Source organism: Streptomyces sp. NBC_01294, assembly GCF_035917235.1.
Classification (GTDB): Bacteria; Actinomycetota; Actinomycetes; order Streptomycetales; family Streptomycetaceae; genus Streptomyces; species Streptomyces caledonius.
In genome coordinates, this window is the sequence record NZ_CP108423.1 from 7,530,224 (window position 1) to 7,548,051 (window position 17,828).

Sequence of the window (17,828 nt, forward strand, 5' to 3'; positions counted from 1 at the left end):
GTGGACCCGGCCGCGTCACCAGTGGGTGAAGTCGTACACCTCGGAGCAGTACGGGTCCACGGCGTCGGAGGTGTTCCAGCCGAGCTCGCTCCGTACGAGGGAGGGCAGCGCCGCCATCGTCCCGGTGAACCCCTCGCGTACGCCTCCTTCCTCGTCCCGCAGCGCGATGTCCAGGCCGATCCGCGCGGCCGGCCCGGCCGTCCGGTCGACGTACAGCCGTACCGTGGCGGGGGCGACCAGCAGGAAACCGCCGAGCAGCAGCTCGGGGTCGGGATCCTCGTCGCCGTAGTACCCGATCATGGTGACGGCGGCGTGGAGCGCGTCGGTGAGGTCGTACGCGGGCTCGTCCAGGAACCGCCAGGTCGCGGGTCGGGCGTCGACGACCGGAATGCCCAGGCCGTCCACGGACGTGGCGGCGGCGGCCGGGTCGGGCCCGGCAGCGGCCAGCTGCCGCAGCACCCCGGCGATGACGCTCCACGGCACGTTGCAGCCGTAGGGGCCGACCAGGGGCAGGTCGTACGCGAGCGAACTGTCCAGGTCGCGGCCGTCCCACAGGACCACACGGGTGGTGTCCGGCCGTTCCGGCGGCTGCACCCCCCCGCGTACGGGCCGGCCCGCGCCCCCGCGCGCGCCCTCGGCCCCGGGTGCCGGGGAGACGTGGCGCATCAACGCCCGGACCGCGACGCGGTGCAGTCGGGTCAGATCCTCCTCGGCCCAGGGCGAGGGCACTTCGGCTGCGGTCATGCCCCATTCTGCGGTGTCGTGCGCGGGTTTCCGCGGACACCGCACCCGGCACCCGCCCCCGCCATGCCCGACCCCCGTCCGCGACCCCGGTCCGCGGTCCCGCCACGCCCGGCGCATGGGTGAGAAGGGCCACGTCAGGACGGTGAGGGCAGCGCTCGAGCCGCATCGAAGGGACACTTCTGGCAAGTTGGCTGATATGAGTACGGCTACGCGCAGATCATCCCTGACCGACTGGACCCTGCTGGTCCCCCTGGTGGCGCTCGTCGCGCTCGTCCTCAGCTGGGGACGCGACCTGGCGCCGATCGCGGTGGCCCTCGTCGCGGTGTGCCTCGCGGGCGCGGTGCTGGCGGCCGTCCACCACGCGGAGGTCGTCGCCCACCGGGTCGGCGAGCCCTTCGGCTCCCTCGTGCTCGCCGTCGCGGTCACCGTCATCGAAGTCGCGCTCATCGTCACCCTGATGGCCGACGGCGGCCCCAAGGCCTCCTCGCTCGCGCGGGACACCGTCTTCGCCGCCGTCATGATCACCTGCAACGGGATCGTCGGCCTGTCCCTGCTCGTCGGCGCCCTGCAGAACCGGGTCGCCGAATTCAACGCCGAGGGCTCCGGGGCGGCCCTCGCCACCGTCGCCACGCTCGCCACCCTCAGCCTGGTCCTGCCGACCTTCACCACGAGCAAGCCCGGCCCGGAGTTCTCCACCGCCCAGCTGGCCTTCGCCGCCGTCGCCTCGCTCGCCCTGTACGGCCTGTTCATCGCCGTCCAGACGGTCCGTCACCGGGACTACTTCCTGCCCGTGGAGACCGAGTCGCGACCCGGCGCGCACGAGGGCCGGGACGGCAGGAAGGGTCAGAACGGCCAGGACGGCCGGGACGGACAGAAGGGCGACGGCGCAGGAGGCGGCGACGACGACCACGCCGCGCCGCCCACCGCCCGTGCCGCGCTGATCAGCCTCGGCCTGCTGATGGTCGCGCTCGTCGCGGTGGTCGGCGACGCCAAGGCCGTCTCCCCGGCCATCGAGAAGGGCGTGGCCGACGCCGGCCTGCCCAACGCGGTCGTCGGTGTGATCATCGCCTTGCTCGTGCTGCTGCCCGAGACCCTTGCCGCCGTCCGCGCCGCCCGTCGCGGCCGCGTCCAGACCAGCCTCAACCTGGGCTACGGATCCGCCATCGCCAGCATCGGCCTGACCATCCCGGCCATCGCCCTGGCCTCGATCTGGCTCTCCGGCCCGCTCCTGCTGGGCCTCGGCCCGGTCCACATGGTGCTGCTCGCCCTGACCGTCGTGGTCAGCGCCCTCACCATCGCACCGGGCCGCGCCACGCTGCTCCAGGGCGGCGTGCACATCGTGCTGCTGGCCGCGTACCTCTTCCTGGCCGTCAGCCCGTGACGGCCGCGGCCGGGAAGAGGCCGCGGGTCACCGCCGCTCGCGGGCCCAGACCACCTTCAGCTGCGGCGAGGTGAGGATGTCCCGCTCGCAGAACCGCGCCGTCACCCAGCGCTCCCGGGAGAACAACCGGGTCTGGTCCGCGAAGTACGGCGAGCCGGGGTCCGAGGACTGGCCGTACGTCAGCAGGGTGCGCGCCACCGGGCAGTGGCCGCCGTTCCAGCCGACCGCCTGGATGTGGCTGGACCCGTGCACGACCTCCGGATAGCCGCCGGCCGCCGCGTTCCACGGCGCCTCGATCTTGTTCCAGACGCCGAGGGCCTCGGTGCCGCCGCCCACCGCGAGCCGCTGCCCGCCGCGGACCACGAACTGGTGCTCGCCCAGCGGGGCGTCCAGCGCGATCCCGGCGGCCCTCAGCTCCGCCACCGCGTCCGCGAGCGCCCGCCCGATGCCGGGCGCCGCCTGGTTGAGCGTCCGGGGCGTGCGTACGGGGTCGGCCGCCGAGAACGGCACCAGCCACAGGTCCTTGGCCGGTGTCGAAGCCGTCAGCCGGCGCCAGAACCGGTCGAACAGCAGCGCGCCGCGGCTGGCGCTGTCGGTCGTACGGTCCCAGTCCGCCAGCACCCCGCAGGCCGCCGAGACGTCCACCGCCGCGCCGTCGCTCGCCGTCGCGCTGCCGCCGGGCAGGGCGGCGCACGCCTTCGCCGCGTCCGCCGCCGCCAGATCACCGGCCGGCGCCCGGTTGGCGAACTGCTGCTCCTGCAGGTCGGCCACGGTCAGCCGGCCCTTCGCGGCCATCGCCGACACGTCCTCGACCGCTCCGCGCGTGCGCAGCGAGCGCGGGGTGGCGACGTTGCCCCAGATCCGCTCGTACCCGGTCAGCGGCCGGTCGGCGTTGGTCAGCCAGGCACTGTCGTTGGAGTTATCCAACGTAGGAAGCGTGGAGAAAGGCGCTGGTCAACCTGGCTGATAGAGCTCGGAGATGAAGTTCCAACGGCGGGATCTCACTTCACCTCCCGAGCAGAAGAGGCGGCCGCCCGGCGCAGAATTTCACGCTCCAGGCGCCACTCCTGCTCGCCCTTGAGTAGCCGGGTGTGCTCCGCCCGCAGCCGGGCCAGCTCCTCGGCCACGCTGACGCCGGCGTCACGGCCGTCGCACGTGGCCGGGGCCTCATCCTTGCGGACCCACGTCCGCAGTGACTCCGCGGTGACACCGAGATCCGCGGCCACCGCCGCGTACGTCCGCTTCCCAGCCGCAGCCCGAAAGAGCGCGACAGCGTCCTTCCTGAACTCCTCCGAATACGGAGACCTGCGTCCCACCTGGACATCCCTCCCTGAACCATCAAGATCCATTGTCGGGGTGTCCACTCCAAGGGATCAGCCTCAGCTACGAACTCGCCCCAGTGCTCCGACCGGGTTGTGCGAGACGCTGTTCGATCAGGTTGAGCCCCGAACGCAGGCCCGTCAGCTGCCTGGTGCCCGCTTGAGGGACCGACTTCCAGCCTGGGCCGCCCACCAGGAGCGTGGTGTGGGACCTTGCCCCCCTGACCCCCCACTCGACTCCCTCGACCGCACTCACCAGTTCCGCCGCAGCGGTGGGACGGCCCTGGGCCCACACCACCACCAGCGACGGGCCCACGCGTCGTACCGCCTCGATCAAGGCTTCCGCCGGAAAGGCCGGCCCGAACATCTTCACCGGCAGTCCGCGCTCGGTGAGGGCTGCCCACAGCGCTTCCAGCGGAAGGCTGTGGAGTTCATCTGGCGCGCAGGCCAGTACGATCGGCCGGACCCCCTCGCGGGTGGGCGGCCGAGGCTCGTGCCGGCGCCGCAGCGTTGAGGAGACCAGCCAGGACATCAGGTGCTCGACCTCGATGTAACGGTTGCCGGCAGAGGCCCACTTACGTCCGGCCGCGTGGAGCGTCGGGGCGATGATCTCCTCCCACGCCACCACACAGCCGTGGTCCTCGATCGCCCGGTCCAGGAGGGCCTCCACCGCGTCCCCGTCCAGTCGCACCGCCGCCCGTGCGAGACCGCGGCACTCGGCACGGACCGGCCCCAGGGGCAGCGTCGCGGGTCCTCCAGGAGCCCGCCCCCCGGTCGCGGGTGCATCGTCCTCGAACCGGAACGCTCCTGCGGCCTTCACCCGGGCAGCTCGCGCGGCCTCCGCGGGCGGTACCCCCTGCCCGGTCAGACGGCACATCTCCTCCAGACGTGCGATGTCCTCCGGCAGCCGGCGCCGATGCTTGCCCGCGACGCGGACAGCGGGCCCGATCGCATAACGCCGCTCCCACGAACGCAGCGTTCCCGCCGCCACTGCGAGACGCTGCGCCACGGCTCCCGTACTCATGCCGACCACAGGCGGCGTCAGGGGCTGCTCTTCGACCTTCACGGGTTCAGCTGCCAGATGGACGCGTTGAGGGCCGTTGCGAAGGCCACCCACAACAGGTACGGGACGAGCAGGAGCGCAGCGGTGCGGCTCAGTCGCCGGAACAGGACAACCGTGGTGGCGAGCGCGGCCAGCAGCAGGACGATGTCCAGAAGGGCGAGCCCGAACTGTCGGGCCGCGAAGAACAGCGGGGTCCAGGCCAGATTGAGGGTGAGCTGCACCGACCACCACATGCGGGCCCGCCGCACGCGCAGCTGATCCGGTTGGCGCCCGACCAGCCAGGCCGCGACCGCCATCATCCCGTACAGCACGGTCCAGACGGGCCCGAACAGCCAGGCCGGCGGGGCCCAGCCGGGCCGGACCAGCGCCGCGTAGACCTCACCCGCATCGGCGGAGGCCAGTGCTCCAAGTGCGGCGACGCCGTAACTCACTGCGAGGAAGCCCGCGAGGGCCCGCCACTGCCCCGATCCGTGCGGGCGGGCCGGGGCAGGCATCGGTGCTGGTGTCGCGGAATGTGCCACGGCTGGCTCCCGGTGTACTCGATGACTTCTGACGCGCAGCGCGACCTGCGTCCGCCGCGGCCCGGCATCTCTTCCGCTCGGACACAGCTTCGTTGCTGCCTGTCTCCTCTTCTCCTGCCGCGCCGCTGCCGGATGCGCAAGTCGGGACCGTCCGGCGGCGGCGCGGTCGGGCATCACCACCCCCGCGTACCCGGCGGGCCTTTGAAAGGCCCGTTGATCTCGGAGGTGATCCAGCCCCCGTAGAAGTCTCCCGGCTGCGCGACCACCTACTCGTCCCCGACTCGGCAGTGATCCACCCGGGACGGGTAGAAGGCCAGAAAGCCGGTGATCGCTGTGAATCCGGGGGAGGGGTCCTCGTAGCTCCACGCCACGTCCGGGACCCCGGTCATGCCTTCGATGCGCAGGTCCCAGTACGTGGCGGCGCCTTTCCACTCGCACCACGTTCGGGTACCGGACTGCCTGGACAGCTCTTGGCGCGTGTCCTGGGGCGGAACGTAGAAGACCGGGGGGGGGTGCCCCTATCTGTTTCGTCAACCCCGGTGGGGTCGGCTTGTAGGGGTTGATCCTGGTTTTCGGGAACGCCCCGCGAAGCGGGGCGTTCCCGGCGGATCGGGTGCCTGGTGGGCAGAACGGTGGTCGGCAGCGCCGGGGTGGCCGTGCCGGTGTGCGGGCGTGATGGGGCCTGGAGGGCAGGGGTGGCGGAGATTTCAGGCGGCGAGGCCGACGTCGTCGGGGGTGCGTGGTTCGTAGAGGGCTCCGGTGCGGATCATCGCGTGGATGACGTTCACACGTTGGCGGGCCAGGCGGAGGATGGCCTGGGTGTGGGTCTTGCCGCGTGCGCGCTGGCGGTCGTAGTAGGTCCGGGAGGACGGGTCGGACTTGCAGCCGATCGCGGCGAACGCGGCTTGGAACAGGGCGCGTTTGAGGAGCCGGTTGCCGCGGTGGGGCGCGTGCTCGCCGCGGATGGAAGTGCCCGAGGACTTCGTGGCGGGGGCGAGTCCGGCGTAGGAGGCAAGGTGTCCGGCGGTGGGGAAGGTGGCGCCGTCACCGATCGCGACGATCACGGCCGCGGTGGTCCTGACGCCCATGCCGGGCAGGGACGTCAGGAGGTGGAAAAGAGGGAGGGCCTCCAGCAGGGCGGCGATCTCCTGCTCGGCCTGACGCCGCTGGGTGTGGGCGGCGGCGAGCTGGGCGGCGAGCCCAGGCACGATCAGCGCGCTGGCCTCGGTGCCGGGAACGACAAGGGTCTGTTCGGCGAGGGCGTCGAAGATCTCCGCGGTCAGGTGGTGAGCCTTGCGCGAGCCGTGGGCCTTGAGCAGGGCCTCGCAGCGGGCACGGCCGAGCTTCTTCAGCTTGGCCGGGGAGCCGTGCCGCTGCAGGAGGGCCTGGACGTAGGGGTAGGCCAGGCGTGGGCCGACCACTCGTTCCAGGTAGGGGTGAATCTGGGAGAGCAGGCCGCGCAGCCGGTTGGTGGTGCGGTTGACCTCGCCGGCCAGGTCGTTGTCATAGCCGGTGAGCATGGTCAGCTCGGCCGGTTTCTCGTCGTCGCGGTCCACCGCACGCAAGGTGTGGGGCATGGTACGGGCGGTGTCCGCGATGACGAACGCGTCGCGGGCGTCGGTCTTGGCCTCGCCTGGGTAGAGGTCGGCGGCCCGGCGCATCGACAGGCCGGGCAGGTAGGCGATGCGGCAGCCCGACGCACGGGCGGCGGCGATCGGCAGGGCGCCGATGTTGGCGACCTGGTCGACGACGACCAGGACAGCGCCGAACTTCGCGACCAGCTTCTCGAACAGCTCCCGCAGCTTCGGCTCGGTGTTGGGCAGCCGCCTGTCGTGGACGGTCTTGCCCTGCCCGGTCAGACCATGGGCGTGGTGGAACTCCTTGCCCAGGTCAAGGCCGAGGAACAGATCTATGTCGACGGTGTCGACCATGCTCGCGTGCCCCCTCGACGTGCACTCGTGCCCGATCCTGGCCGTCCCTGCGGCACCACACGCCGGCAACCACGTTACGCAGACATCCCGTCCCTGAAGCGGTCCGGCGTTGCGCCGGGCCAGGCGGTCGTCAGGCCCCTCATCAGCGGTCAAGCGGTGCCCCGAAGCCCGGCGGCAACACCCCCCAGGTCATCCCTTCATCATCCCTTCGACAGGGGGCAAACAGCCATACCGGGCCCGGGGGCCAGGCGCCCCGTTTCGGGGCCACGAGAAAGGTAACGGGGGGCTCGTTTCCAGCATCCGGACCGAGCGGCGGGTGTCGGCGATGCGGACCCCGGCGAACTCGAAGACCACGTGACGGCCGTCCGCCTCGAGGCGCGGCGGTCGGGGGTAGTCCCACACGGACTCGGCGGGTCGGCCCGATGTCCCGGTCGCGTTCACGGCCACTCCCCGCTGTCACCGCGCGGCAGGAGCATCGCTCGGGCGAGGAAGGCCAGGTCGGAGGCGGTTTGCTGTCCGGTCCGCCGGTTCGCTTCAGTGTCGGCGCCGGTGGTGTCCCGGGCGGTGGTGCGGGGCATGTCAGCCCACCTCCCTGCCGCCGTCGATCACGGTGAACAACCGGTCGTAGGAGCCGAGCTCACGTTGCTCGACCTCGACCAGCGGGCCGTTCTCGAGGACCGGATGTGACCGGCGGGCCGCTGGCGGTGGTGCTCTTGCCGCATGATCCGGCCGGTTTCGGCGTGGTGGGGGTCGGTGATGGTCTGGTGGCGGGCCCAGCAGCGCGTGTACTCGGCGACGATCTTCCTGCCGGCCGCGAGGACGATCACCTTCTCGTTGTCACAGAGGACGGTGACGTGGTGGCCGATCGCGGCCGGGTCGACGGAGTAGTCGCAGGTGTCGACGCGGACGTAGTGGTCGCGGCCCAGGCGGGTCTGAAACCGCCACCAGGCCGGCGGGTCCGAGGCCGGGAGAGCCAGCATCTGAGCCCGGTCCGCCTCCCACCGGTCCGTCGGACGGGTGCCCAGGGTCCGGTGGATCCTGCGGTTGGCGCCTCCTCGCCCAACACCATGGCGGAGGGCCTGGAGCGGCTGTTGGCCTTGGAGCCCGTGGTGGCCGACGACATGGCACGCCGCGCCCGGGCGACGGTCCTGGGGCGATATTCGATCGAGGCCGCGGCCTCCGCGTTCGCCTCCGTCTACATCGGGCTGCCCGGGACGAGGGCGGCTGCCCTTCGGCCATCAGCCGGTTCCCGAGATCCCGTGTTCCGCAAGTATCCGCGTCCCACGAAGCCAGTTCCGAGAAACGAGTGTGAACCACGTGCTCAAGCCCGCCGCCCCCTACGACGCCCTCCTGCTGCTGTCCTTCGGCGGCCCCGAGGGGCCCGACGACGTCGTTCCGTTCCTGGAGAACGTCACGCGAGGGAGCGGTATCCCGCGCGAGCGGCTCAAGGAGGTCGGGCAGCACTACTTCGGCTTCGGCGGCGTCAGCCCGATCAACGGCCAGAACCGCGAGCTGCTGGAAGCCTTGCGCAAGGATTTCGCCGGGCACGGGCTGGACCTGCCGGTCTACTGGGGCAACCGCAACTGGGCCCGTACCTGAACGACGTCATGCGGGAGATGGCCGCCGACGGGCGCCGGCGCGTCGCGGTGCTCGCGACCAGTGCGTACGCCTCGTACTCGGGCTGCCGGCAGTACCGCGAGAACCTCGCGGACGCGCTCGCCCTGCTGGTGGAAGAGGGCGTGGCCGAGGCGGACCTGCCGAAGGTCGACAAGCTGCGGCACTACTTCAACCACCCCGGCTTCGTGCAGCCCATGATCGACGGGGTGCTGGCCTCGCTGGCCGCGCTGCCCGGGGAGGTCCGCGCCGGGGCGCACCTGGTCTTCACCACGCACTCCATCCCGATCGCGGCCGCGGACGCCTCCGGCCCGGTGGAGGACCACAGCGCGGACGGTGAGGGCGGGGCCTACGTCAAGCAGCACCTGGACGTCGCGAAGCTGATCGCCGACGCGGTCCGCGCCGAGACCGGCACCGAGCTGCCCTGGGAGCTCGTCTACCAGTCGCGCAGCGGGGCCGCGCACATCCCGTGGCTGGAGCCGGACATCTGTGACCACCTGGAGGCCCTGCACGGAGCGGGCGCCCCGGCGGTGGTCATGGTGCCGATCGGCTTCGTCTCGGACCACATGGAGGTGCTGTACGACCTCGACACGGAGGCGACGGCGAAGGCCGCCGAGCTGGGGCTGCCCGTCGCCCGCTCGGCCACCGTCGGGTCGGACCCCCGCTTTGTTGCCGCGGTCCGCGAACTCCTGGTGGAACGAGCCGCTGGCGAACGCGGCGAGGAGGTGCGACGCTGCACACTCGGACTGCTGGGGTCGAGTCCCAACCTCTGCGCGGTGGGCTGCTGCCCGCCGCGGGCGCCGCGGCCGGCAGCAGCGGGAGCCGACAGCCCCTTCGCGTGACAGCAGTGCGGGGGACCGCGCCGGATTACGGCGCGTTCCCCCGCACGGTCATCGCGAGATTTCGCCTGCGTCGACAGAGCGGGTCGTAGGCGTGGGTGAGATGCGGGCAACGGGGTGGGCTGCCCGACTGGTGAGAGCGGGACGTGGCTGTGAGGGGCGGCCTGTTTCGTGGTTGGTGTGGCGGCTTTGCCAGTACGGGTTGTCGTGGGGGAGCTTGCTCGAGACACGGCCGTACATCCCGAAGGTCATGATGATCAGCCCCATGACGAAGCTGAACATCACGTTCGTCATGCCGAAGTCGAGCACGTTGGCGTCCTTGCCGATGATGAAGATGTGCGCGAAGCCGCTGAGCAGAAACAGGACTCCCACCGTGATGTTGAGGGTGGACGCAAAATTGCCGCCGATGAAGGCGCCCACGGCCAGTGCGAGCCCGACCACCACGGAGATGACACTGAGGGTGGTGTTCGTGGTCATCCCCGCGATCGTCTCCCCCTGGGTGTCGAACGGGCGCAGGGCATCCGCGAAGCCCAGTACCCCGAAGACAATCAGGACCAGGCCGCAGAGCAGGGCGCCATACCGGTAGACGGTGGCGAGGCAGTGATCGACGGGTAGCTCGTCACTCAGCTTCATGTCGGCTCCTCATGGGTGGTCGTGCACTGTGATCACTTCTCGTAGTTCGCGAGGGCCAGGCCGAGGCCGAAGAACGTGGGGCCACTCCCCGACGAAGATGACCCACCGGTCCGCACGCTCGATGTCCTCGCGGCTGCTGGAAGCCAGCCCTGATGCGAGCGACAGGCCGATGGGCAGGGTGACGGCCACGTAGGCATGCTCGCTTTTCACACCTGCGTCGTGCAGCTTCTTGACGATCATGGCGAAGTCCCCTTCTGATCATTCCGGGAGAAGCGCCCGAGCCTCCGCAGAGGTGTCTTACTCGCCGAACCTATCCACAGCAGACACCACGGTCTATTTGCACCCTTTATGCAGCATTTCAATCGATGCACTGAACTGGCACCCTCCGGCCGGACGCGCGAACGCGCCGCGCGGAGCAGATGCAGGGGAACCGGTCCGCTCCCGCAGCGTCGGACCCTGGGAAACCCCTCCTTCCAGTAGGCGCCCTCCCGGCGATGCCCTGCCGTTGTCACTGCCGCCTGAACCATCGGCCGCAGTGGTGGCGGCCGCTCGTTCGAGCCCTCGACCTCCGCCTACCCGAGGTCGATGCACCCATTGGGTGGATCGCCTGGCAAGGCTGTCTGAGTTCCTTGACCTGCGGGGGACCGATAGGTCGCAAGTTCAAAGGAATCGAACCGAGCGCATCCGTCCGACGGGCGAACGGGGAAGCAGATGGCGAGCGCCACTTCACGACACGGAGGACTGAATGCACGCGAAGTCGGTTGCTCGACACCCAGTCAAGGCACCCGGGCAGCTGACCGAGCACGGCACGCCGCCCACGATCCCCGCAGCTGCCACTGTCGACCTCGACCCGGCAGATGAGGTCACCCGCGAACTGGAGCGCTGCTGCGCCGAGTTCCTCGCCCACTGCCGGTCCCTCGATGCCGTCTTCACCACCGACGTCGCGGAGCGGCTCGCCGACTTCACCCTCGGTGGAGGTTCGCGCATCCGATCCCGGTTCCTCTGGTGGGCCCTGCGGGCCTGCGGGGGCAGCGACACCCACGTGCCCGCCGCCCTGCGCGTCGCTGCCGCACTCGAACTCATCCAGAGCTGCGCTCTGGTTCACGACGATGTCATGGACCAGTCAGCCGTGCGCCGCGGCAGCCCCTCATTCCACGCACAGATCGACCTCCAGTACCCCGCATCCGCGCCCGCGCACATCCCCGGACGTCCCTCACCGTTCGCACAGGCGGCCGCAGTCCTCGCCGGAGACCTCGCGCTGTCCTGGGCGGACGACCTCGTCGCCGCAGCAGACCTCGACCCGCGGGTACGAACGGACATCCTGCGGATCTGGCGGGCCATGCGGACGGAAATGGTCGCCGGCCAGTACCTCGACCTGCACGGCCAGGCGACCTCCTCCTGCTCGGCCGGCCAGGCCATCCGCACGATCTGCCTCAAGACGGCCCGCTACACCGTCGAACGCCCCTTGGCCCTCGGCGCGGCGCTTGCCGGCGCCGACGATTCGACCGCCCACGCCCTGGCCGCCGCGGGACGGTGCGCCGGCATCGCATTCCAGCTGCGCGACGACCTGCTCGGCGTGTTCGGAGACCCCGAGGTCACCGGCAAGCCCTCGGGCGACGACATCCGCTCCGGCAAAGCGACCTACTTGCTCGCCCTGGCCCACGCGCGCGCCCGTGCCACCGGCGCCACTGACGTCGTCGACCTCCTCAAGGAATGCCGGGAGAGCGGCGCCATCCTCTCCGGCCCCGACCTTGCACGGGTCCGAGAAGCCCTGCACGCCACCGGCGCACCGGCGCAGATCGAACAGCAAATCGAACGTCTGGCGCACGCATCCGAACGCCACCTCGCCGCAGCGCACCTGCACAGCCCCGCCGCCCAGCAACTCGGCGAACTGCTCAGACAGGTGGCCTCCCCCTCACCTCAAGACACGACCATCGTCGAGCACACACGCCACCACGGAGACTCCGCATGAGGACGATCAACGGCCGCACCGACCACGTGGTGGTCGTCGGCGCAGGCCTCGCCGGCCTCTCAGGCGCCCTCCACCTCCTCGGAGCCGGCCGGGCCGTAACCGTTGTCGAACGCGACCCCCTCCCCGGAGGTCGGGCCGGCCTACTCGAACGAGGCGGCTACCGCTTCGACACGGGCCCCACCGTCCTGACCATGCCGCATCTGCTGGAGGATGCCTTCGCCGCTGTCGGCCAGAAGATGTCCGACCGGCTGACCCTGCATTCCCTCCATCCCGCCTACCACGCCCGGTTCGCGGACGGCAGCAGCCTCGACGTCCACACCGACGTCCAGGCCATGGAAGCGGAAATCGAACGCTTCGCCGGAGGTCGCGAAGTAGCCGGGTACCGGCGTCTGCGCCAGTGGCTGCACGACCTTTACCAGGCGCAGATGGGCCGCTTCATCGACACCAACTTCGACTCACCCCTCTCCCTCCTGCACCCGGACCTGGCCCGACTCGCCGCGCTGGGCGGGTTCGGCCGCCTCCAGCCACAGATCGGCCGCTTCATCACCGACGAACGGCTGCAACGCGTCTTCTCCTTCCAGGCCCTCTACGCCGGAGTACCTCCGGCCCGGGCACTCGCCGCCTACGCCGTCATCGCCTACATGGACACCATCGCAGGCGTCTACTTCCCCGAAGGCGGCATGCACGCCGTACCCACCGCCATGTCCGCCGCCGCCGCCGCCGCAGGCGCCACCCTCCACTACGGCCAGAGCGTCACCCGCCTGGAGCGCACCGGCGACCGGATCACCGCCGTCATCACCGACCGCCAGCGCATCCCCTGCGACGCCGTGGTCCTGACACCGGACCTCCCCGTCACCTACCAGTTGCTCGGTGCCCGCCCCCGCCGTCCGCTCGCCCTGCGCCACTCCCCGTCAGCCGTCGTCCTGCACGCCGGCACCGACCGAACCTGGCCCGAGCTGGCTCACCACACGATCTCCTTCGGTGCCGCGTGGAAACAGACCTTCCACGAACTCATCCGCACCGGACGCCTGATGAGCGACCCCTCCCTCCTCATCACCCGGCCCACCGCAACCGACCCGGGCCTCGCCCCGCCTGGCAAGCACACCCACTACGTCCTCGCCCCCTGCCCCAACACCACCGTCGGCCCCTCCACCGCATCCTGGAAGGACCTCGGCCCCCGCTACCGGGACACCCTGCTCAACGAACTCGAACGCCGCGGCCTGACCGGCTTCGCCGACGCCATCGACACCGAGGTCCTTGTCACCCCCGCCGACTGGGTCGCCCAGGGCCACGCCGCCGGAACCCCCTTCTCCGTCGCCCACACCTTCCCCCAGACCGGGCCCTTCCGCCCCAGCAACCTCCCACGAGGCGCCGCCAACGTCGTCCTCGCCGGCTGCGGAACCACCCCCGGCGTCGGCGTCCCCACCGTCCTCATCTCCGGCCGCCTCGCCGCCGCCCGCATCACCGGACTCCCCGACACCCACCGCCGCCCCACGGCGCCCCCGCCCGCAGCGACGAAAGGCCGCCCCGCATGACCCGACGCGAACTCGACGCCGCCGCCATCACCGACCCCACCTTGCGCGCCGCTTTCGAGCAGTGCCGCCGCCTCAACGCCCTCCACGGCAAGACCTACTTCCTCGCCACCAGGCTCCTGCCCCCATCCCGCCGCCCCGCCGTGCACGCCCTCTACGCCTTCGCCCGCCTCGCCGACGACATCGTGGACGACCTCAACGCCCCCGCCGCGCCCGCCGACCGCGCCCGGCGCCTCCAGACGCTCTCAGAAGACCTCCGCACGGCGATCAAAGGCGGCCCCGGCCACCACCCTGTCGTCGCCGCCGTCGCCCACACCACGCGCCGTTACCGCATCCCGCACAGCCATTTCGACGACTTCCTCACCTCCATGCGCAGCGACCTCACCGTCACCGACTACGCCACCCTGGACGCGCTGCGCGGCTACATGCACGGTTCCGCAGCCGTCATCGGCCTCCAAATGCTCCCCGTGCTCGGCCACACCACCCCGCGGGACGAGGCCGCCCCGCATGCCGCCGCACTCGGCGAGGCCTTCCAGCTCACCAACTTCATCCGCGATGTCGGAGAAGACCTCGACCGTGACCGCGTCTACCTGCCCGCCGACCTCCTCGCCGCCGACGGCGTGGACCGGGAACTGCTGCGCTGGAGCAGACGCACCGGCCGCCGCGACCCCCGCATCACCCGAGCCCTGCGCTCCGCCATCGCCCTGGCCCGGAGCTTCTACGAGCAAGCCCAACCGGGCCTGGACATGCTGGAACCCGTCTCCCGGCCTTGCGTCCGCACCGCCTTCGTGCTCTACGGGGAGATCCTCGACGCCGTTGTCCGCGACGGGTACGCCAGCGTCCACCGTCGTTCCTCGGTGCCCCTCACCCGCCGGGCAGCCGTCGCGGCGGCCGGACTGGCCAAGATCGTGGCAGCCCGCCTGACGACACCTGCCGCCCCCGCCCCACCCCCCGCCCCCGCCAAGCCTGCCCTTGAGGAGCCGTCACGATGAGCCCGCGCCCCCGCCGCCGCTTCCCGGTCAGCCTGCGCCGCGACCCCGTGGCCTGGCACCGGCAGGAACCGACCTGGCGGGACGCCTCACCCCGACTCATCGACGCCTCCCTCAAGCGCGCCCAGGCACGTGCCGCCGGCAACTGGTACGTCCTCGGCCCCAGCGCCGCCATCCGCCCGGACTCCGGCTACGGGGCCACGGTCCAGGGCACGGAGATCGTGGCCTGGCGCGGCGCCGAAGGCACCCTCGTCGCCGGCCCCGGAGCCTGCCCTCACCTGGGCGCCGCCCTGGCCCAGGCCCCGGTGCGCTGCGGCACCCTGGTCTGTCCCTGGCACGGACTCGCCCTCAACGGCACCCCCTTCGCCGGCTGGAACCCCTACCCCGCCCACGACGACGGCGTCCTCGCCTGGGTACGCCTCGACGACCACGGCGGCGAGAAACCCCTCGACGCCCCCGCCGTGCCGCGCCGTCCGACAACCGCGACCTCCCTGGCCGCCGTCTACACCGGCACCGGAGTCTGCGAGCCCGAGGACATCGTCGCCAACCGCCTCGACCCCTGGCACGGAGCCTGGTTTCACCCCTACTCCTTCGTCGACCTCACCGTCCTCGACGACGGCGCCGAAACTGACGTCCTGACCGTACGCGTCTCCTTCAAGCTTGCCCGGCGCATCGTCGTACCCGTGACCGCCGAGTTCACTGCCCCCGGCCCCCGCACCGTCGTCATGCACATCACCGAGGGCGAAGGCCAGGGCTCCGTCGTCGAAACCCACGCGACCCCCAGGGGAACCGGCTGCGACGGCCGCCCCCGCACCCAGGTCACCGAAGCCATCATCGCCACCTCTCACCGCCCCGGCTTCACCCTCGCCCGCACCGCCGCCCCCCTGCTGCGCCCCCTCATGAGCCACGCCGCGGGCCGCCTGTGGCGAGACGACCTCGCCTACGCCGAACGCCGGTGGGAACTGCGCAGCAGCGGCCGCTTCCCCGGCTAACCCGAGACCGACCCCGCCCGGCTGACCGTCACGGCATACGGTCCGGCTTCCGCCCCAGACGCGCCAGCGCCCGGGCCGCAGCCGTTCGGCCCCCGTCCGGAACCGTCCACAGCGTCTCGCCCCGCACGCCCCACCGCTCCAGCAGGGCGTTCGCCGCAAGAAATCCGCTGGTCGCCGCCCGTTCCATCAACGCGACCGGAAGCCCCGTACGCACCAGGTCCCCGGCGACCACCACCCGGACATCGCCCGTACGGACAGCAGGCCGGTCCCGGTAGCCGCCGACCGTGAACAGGGGGCAGTCCTCGCGCCACTCGTGCCGCGCGTCGATGATCTCGGCGTGCGCCGTCTCCGGGTACACCTCGCGCAGCCGCCGCACCAGCCGCTCCTGGACCTGCGGACGCTTCTCCGCCGGATCGACCGCATAGGCGTGCAGCTCCACCACCGAACCGCCCGTCCGCAACGCCCACCGGTGCGCCTCACCCTCCCACCGGTCAAGGACGCTCACATTGTCGAGGCCGTCGAACCCGCTGGTGCCGAGGAAACCGTGCCGCTCTCCCGCCACCGGCCGCGACAGCCACAGCCGCGACACCAAGAACGGCGGCGCCGTACGCAACCCCGCGACCCGGGCCCGCCACGCAGGGTCCACCAGCTTCGGTGACGCGCCGACCAGCGCCCGGAGCCCGCCGGTGTCCAGGGCCAGCACCACACCGTCGAACCGCTCGGCAACCGCCGACTCCGCGACGATCTCCACCCGCTCCTCGCCGGCCGGGCGCACCTCTGCCACGGCCGTGTCCGTACGGATCTCCACGCCGAGCCCGCCCAGGTACCGTGCCAGCGGGTCCCACAGCGCCTGCGGGAACGGCTCGCGCGGCACGTCGAACAGCAGACCCTCACTGGAACCCAGGAAATAGATGTGGAACATCAGCACCAGCTCAGCCGCCGACAGCGTCGCCGGATCGGCGAAGAAGCTCCGCGAGAACACCTCGAACGCCAGGTGGTAGGCCGCCTCCGGGAAGCGGATGCTCTCCAGGAACGCGGTGGCACTCACCCCGTCCAGCGCCTCGTACACCCCCGGAACAGCGACGTCCAGAAGAGGCAGAGCCGCCCGCGGATCCATCCGCCCCAGATCCCGCCAGCCGAACGACGGGCTCTGCGCGACGAATCCGAGCGCGCTGAGCGGCGGTGTGCGCGGCACCCGCGCGAAGCTGTCCTGTCCGCCATCACGGTGACGCAGCGGATAGTCGGCCAGCCCCGTCAGACCGACCAGCCCCGGATCGGTCCGGCGCAGCAGCGACCGCAGGTTGTAGTACTGCCTGAAGAACGCGTGAAAGCCCCGGCTCATCGTTGCCTGTGAGCCGTCCGCCAGCCGGGTGTTCCATCCGGACAGTCGGCCACCGAGCTGCGCGTCCCGCTCGTACAGGGTGACGCGCACGCCGCGCTCGGCGAGCACCGTGGCAGCCGACAGGCCCGCGATGCCCCCGCCCACCACGGCCACCCGCGGTCCGTCCCCCTCGACCCGCACCCGCCCACCGCGGGCATCGATCCGCCGCGCCCGCCGGTCCCGGCCCGGGTAGCCTCCGCTCACGCCGCCACCCGTCCGACGAAGGTGTGCGTGATCCCCGTCTGCCACCCCGGCAGCGGCAGCACCCGGACATCCGTAAAGCCGGCTGTACGCATCCGCGCCGCGAATCGCTCGGCTGTGTCGAAGCCGAGCACACTGCGCCACAGGTGCTCATACAACCCAGCGTCACCACCCACCCGCCCCAATGGCATGATCACCGCCCGGCACACAGCCGTCCACAACGCCCGGTGCACCGCCCTGCCGCTGAGCGCGTACTCGTGTACGGCGATCCGCGCGCCCGGGGCCATGACCTTGCGCACGGCTGCCAGCGTCAGATCGGGATCGGGCACGTTGCGAAAGAGGTAGGCGGCGAAGACGGCATCGAACGGCCCGTCGACGCCCGCCTCGCCGAGCCGGTCGGCCGACCCCTGCACGAAACGCACCCCGCCCGGCCACTTCTTGGCCGCAGCCCGCTCCAGCATGCCGGCTGAGGCGTCCACCCCCGTGACGTCGGCCGCTCCCGCAGCTGCCAGCAGAGCGGCGGTCGACGCGCCGGTACCACAGCCCAGGTCCAGTACCCGGGCCCCGCGGCCCGCGTCGGGCAGGCCCAGGCGGCGGGCCGAGCGGCGCAGATGCCCGTGGTAACCGGGACTCGCCGCGACCAGCAGGTCGTAACGTGCCGCGGCATGGTCGAATGCAACCGACAGGGCGTCGTCGCGCAGCAGTGACATGACAGC

Annotated in this window: 14 protein-coding genes and 5 pseudogenes; 6 read left to right on the forward strand and 13 right to left on the reverse strand. The window is 71.4% G+C overall.

All coding sequences use genetic code 11. The features are described from left to right. Positions 1-15: 15 nt before the first annotated feature. Positions 16-744 (reverse strand): hypothetical protein, encoded by a 729-nt coding sequence (locus tag OG534_RS34035; protein ID WP_326593227.1) that lies wholly within the window; start codon positions 742-744, stop codon positions 16-18. Positions 745-940: 196 nt separating this feature from the next. Between OG534_RS34035 and OG534_RS34040 the strand changes: the two genes are divergently transcribed. Next, positions 941-2,125, forward strand: coding sequence for a calcium:proton antiporter (locus OG534_RS34040; RefSeq protein ID WP_326593228.1), 1,185 nt, complete (start codon positions 941-943; stop codon positions 2,123-2,125). A gap of 27 nt (positions 2,126-2,152) precedes the next feature. Here the strand turns inward: OG534_RS34040 and OG534_RS34045 are convergent. The 8 genes and pseudogenes from OG534_RS34045 to OG534_RS34080 all read right to left on the reverse strand — a co-directional run. Beyond that, positions 2,153-3,079, reverse strand: a pseudogene (locus OG534_RS34045) (penicillin acylase family protein); the annotation flags it as partial. A gap of 18 nt (positions 3,080-3,097) precedes the next feature. Then, positions 3,098-3,441 (reverse strand): annotated as a pseudogene (locus OG534_RS34050) (transposase); the annotation flags it as partial. 67 nt (positions 3,442-3,508) lie between these two features. Next, positions 3,509-4,468: a MerR family transcriptional regulator gene (locus OG534_RS34055; protein WP_326593229.1), complete on the reverse strand. Its 960-nt coding sequence runs from the start codon at positions 4,466-4,468 to the stop codon at positions 3,509-3,511. A 38-nt stretch (positions 4,469-4,506) separates the two neighbouring features. Beyond that, entirely contained in the window at positions 4,507-5,001 is a 495-nt protein-coding gene (locus tag OG534_RS34060; RefSeq protein ID WP_326593230.1) for a TspO/MBR family protein, read from the reverse strand. Between the two features lie 293 nt (positions 5,002-5,294). After that, positions 5,295-5,525, reverse strand: a pseudogene (locus tag OG534_RS34065) (DUF427 domain-containing protein); the annotation flags it as partial. A 210-nt stretch (positions 5,526-5,735) separates the two neighbouring features. Beyond that, a complete protein-coding gene (locus OG534_RS34070; RefSeq protein ID WP_326593231.1) occupies positions 5,736-6,959 on the reverse strand; it encodes an IS110 family transposase in 1,224 nt (407 codons plus the stop codon). Between the two features lie 437 nt (positions 6,960-7,396). Further along, positions 7,397-7,537 carry a hypothetical protein gene (locus OG534_RS34075; protein ID WP_326593232.1) on the reverse strand — a complete coding sequence of 47 codons (141 nt, stop codon included), beginning with the start codon at positions 7,535-7,537 and terminating at the stop codon, positions 7,397-7,399. Positions 7,538-7,564: 27 nt separating this feature from the next. Continuing rightward, a complete protein-coding gene (locus tag OG534_RS34080) occupies positions 7,565-7,939 on the reverse strand; it encodes a Mu transposase domain-containing protein (protein ID WP_326593233.1) in 375 nt (124 codons plus the stop codon). A gap of 337 nt (positions 7,940-8,276) precedes the next feature. On the opposite strand from OG534_RS34080, the pseudogene OG534_RS34085 reads away from it, so the two are divergent. Next, positions 8,277-9,415: pseudogene (locus OG534_RS34085) on the forward strand (ferrochelatase). A 48-nt stretch (positions 9,416-9,463) separates the two neighbouring features. On the opposite strand, the gene OG534_RS34090 reads toward OG534_RS34085, so the two are convergent. Beyond that, positions 9,464-10,045: a DUF4383 domain-containing protein gene (locus tag OG534_RS34090; protein ID WP_326593234.1), complete on the reverse strand. Its 582-nt coding sequence runs from the start codon at positions 10,043-10,045 to the stop codon at positions 9,464-9,466. 32 nt (positions 10,046-10,077) lie between these two features. Further along, positions 10,078-10,285 (reverse strand): annotated as a pseudogene (locus OG534_RS34095) (hypothetical protein). A 505-nt stretch (positions 10,286-10,790) separates the two neighbouring features. On the opposite strand from OG534_RS34095, the gene OG534_RS34100 reads away from it, so the two are divergent. The 4 genes from OG534_RS34100 to OG534_RS34115 are packed head-to-tail and all read left to right on the forward strand — an operon-like array spanning position 10,791 to position 15,530. Further along, positions 10,791-12,017 carry a polyprenyl synthetase family protein gene (locus OG534_RS34100; RefSeq protein WP_326593235.1) on the forward strand — a complete coding sequence of 409 codons (1,227 nt, stop codon included), beginning with the start codon at positions 10,791-10,793 and terminating at the stop codon, positions 12,015-12,017. Further along, positions 12,014-13,552 carry a phytoene desaturase gene (locus OG534_RS34105; protein ID WP_326593236.1) on the forward strand — a complete coding sequence of 513 codons (1,539 nt, stop codon included), beginning with the start codon at positions 12,014-12,016 and terminating at the stop codon, positions 13,550-13,552. The genes OG534_RS34100 and OG534_RS34105 overlap by 4 nt, the downstream gene beginning before the upstream one ends. Continuing rightward, positions 13,549-14,541, forward strand: a complete 993-nt coding sequence (locus OG534_RS34110; protein WP_326593237.1) for a phytoene/squalene synthase family protein — start codon at positions 13,549-13,551, stop codon at positions 14,539-14,541. The genes OG534_RS34105 and OG534_RS34110 overlap by 4 nt, the downstream gene beginning before the upstream one ends. Continuing rightward, entirely contained in the window at positions 14,538-15,530 is a 993-nt protein-coding gene (locus OG534_RS34115) for a DUF5914 domain-containing protein (RefSeq protein ID WP_326593238.1), read from the forward strand. Before OG534_RS34110 ends, OG534_RS34115 begins: the two co-directional genes overlap by 4 nt. Positions 15,531-15,558: 28 nt before the next feature. Here OG534_RS34115 and OG534_RS34120 read toward each other — a convergent pair whose 3' ends face one another. Further along, entirely contained in the window at positions 15,559-17,115 is a 1,557-nt protein-coding gene (locus tag OG534_RS34120; protein ID WP_326593239.1) for an FAD-dependent oxidoreductase, read from the reverse strand. After that, positions 17,112-17,822 (reverse strand): class I SAM-dependent methyltransferase, encoded by a 711-nt coding sequence (locus tag OG534_RS34125; RefSeq protein ID WP_326593240.1) that lies wholly within the window; start codon positions 17,820-17,822, stop codon positions 17,112-17,114. The genes OG534_RS34120 and OG534_RS34125 overlap by 4 nt, the downstream gene beginning before the upstream one ends. Positions 17,823-17,828 lie beyond the last annotated feature (6 nt).

Excerpts from the sequence above, each read along its gene's own strand:
- OG534_RS34100 (WP_326593235.1), top strand. The coding sequence starts at position 10,791 with ATGCACGCGAAGTCGGTTGCTCGACACCCAGTCAAGGCACCCGGGCAG.
- OG534_RS34035 (WP_326593227.1), bottom strand. The coding sequence starts at position 744 with ATGACCGCAGCCGAAGTGCCCTCGCCCTGGGCCGAGGAGGATCTGACC.
- OG534_RS34040 (WP_326593228.1), top strand. The coding sequence starts at position 941 with ATGAGTACGGCTACGCGCAGATCATCCCTGACCGACTGGACCCTGCTG.
- OG534_RS34055 (WP_326593229.1), bottom strand. The coding sequence starts at position 4,468 with ATGAGTACGGGAGCCGTGGCGCAGCGTCTCGCAGTGGCGGCGGGAACG.
- OG534_RS34105 (WP_326593236.1), top strand. The coding sequence starts at position 12,014 with ATGAGGACGATCAACGGCCGCACCGACCACGTGGTGGTCGTCGGCGCA.
- OG534_RS34125 (WP_326593240.1), bottom strand. The coding sequence starts at position 17,822 with ATGTCACTGCTGCGCGACGACGCCCTGTCGGTTGCATTCGACCATGCC.
- OG534_RS34115 (WP_326593238.1), top strand. The coding sequence starts at position 14,538 with ATGAGCCCGCGCCCCCGCCGCCGCTTCCCGGTCAGCCTGCGCCGCGAC.
- OG534_RS34080 (WP_326593233.1), bottom strand. The coding sequence starts at position 7,939 with ATGCTGGCTCTCCCGGCCTCGGACCCGCCGGCCTGGTGGCGGTTTCAG.
- OG534_RS34075 (WP_326593232.1), bottom strand. The coding sequence starts at position 7,537 with ATGCCCCGCACCACCGCCCGGGACACCACCGGCGCCGACACTGAAGCG.
- OG534_RS34070 (WP_326593231.1), bottom strand. The coding sequence starts at position 6,959 with ATGGTCGACACCGTCGACATAGATCTGTTCCTCGGCCTTGACCTGGGC.
- OG534_RS34060 (WP_326593230.1), bottom strand. The coding sequence starts at position 5,001 with ATGCCTGCCCCGGCCCGCCCGCACGGATCGGGGCAGTGGCGGGCCCTC.
- OG534_RS34090 (WP_326593234.1), bottom strand. The coding sequence starts at position 10,045 with ATGAAGCTGAGTGACGAGCTACCCGTCGATCACTGCCTCGCCACCGTC.
- OG534_RS34110 (WP_326593237.1), top strand. The coding sequence starts at position 13,549 with ATGACCCGACGCGAACTCGACGCCGCCGCCATCACCGACCCCACCTTG.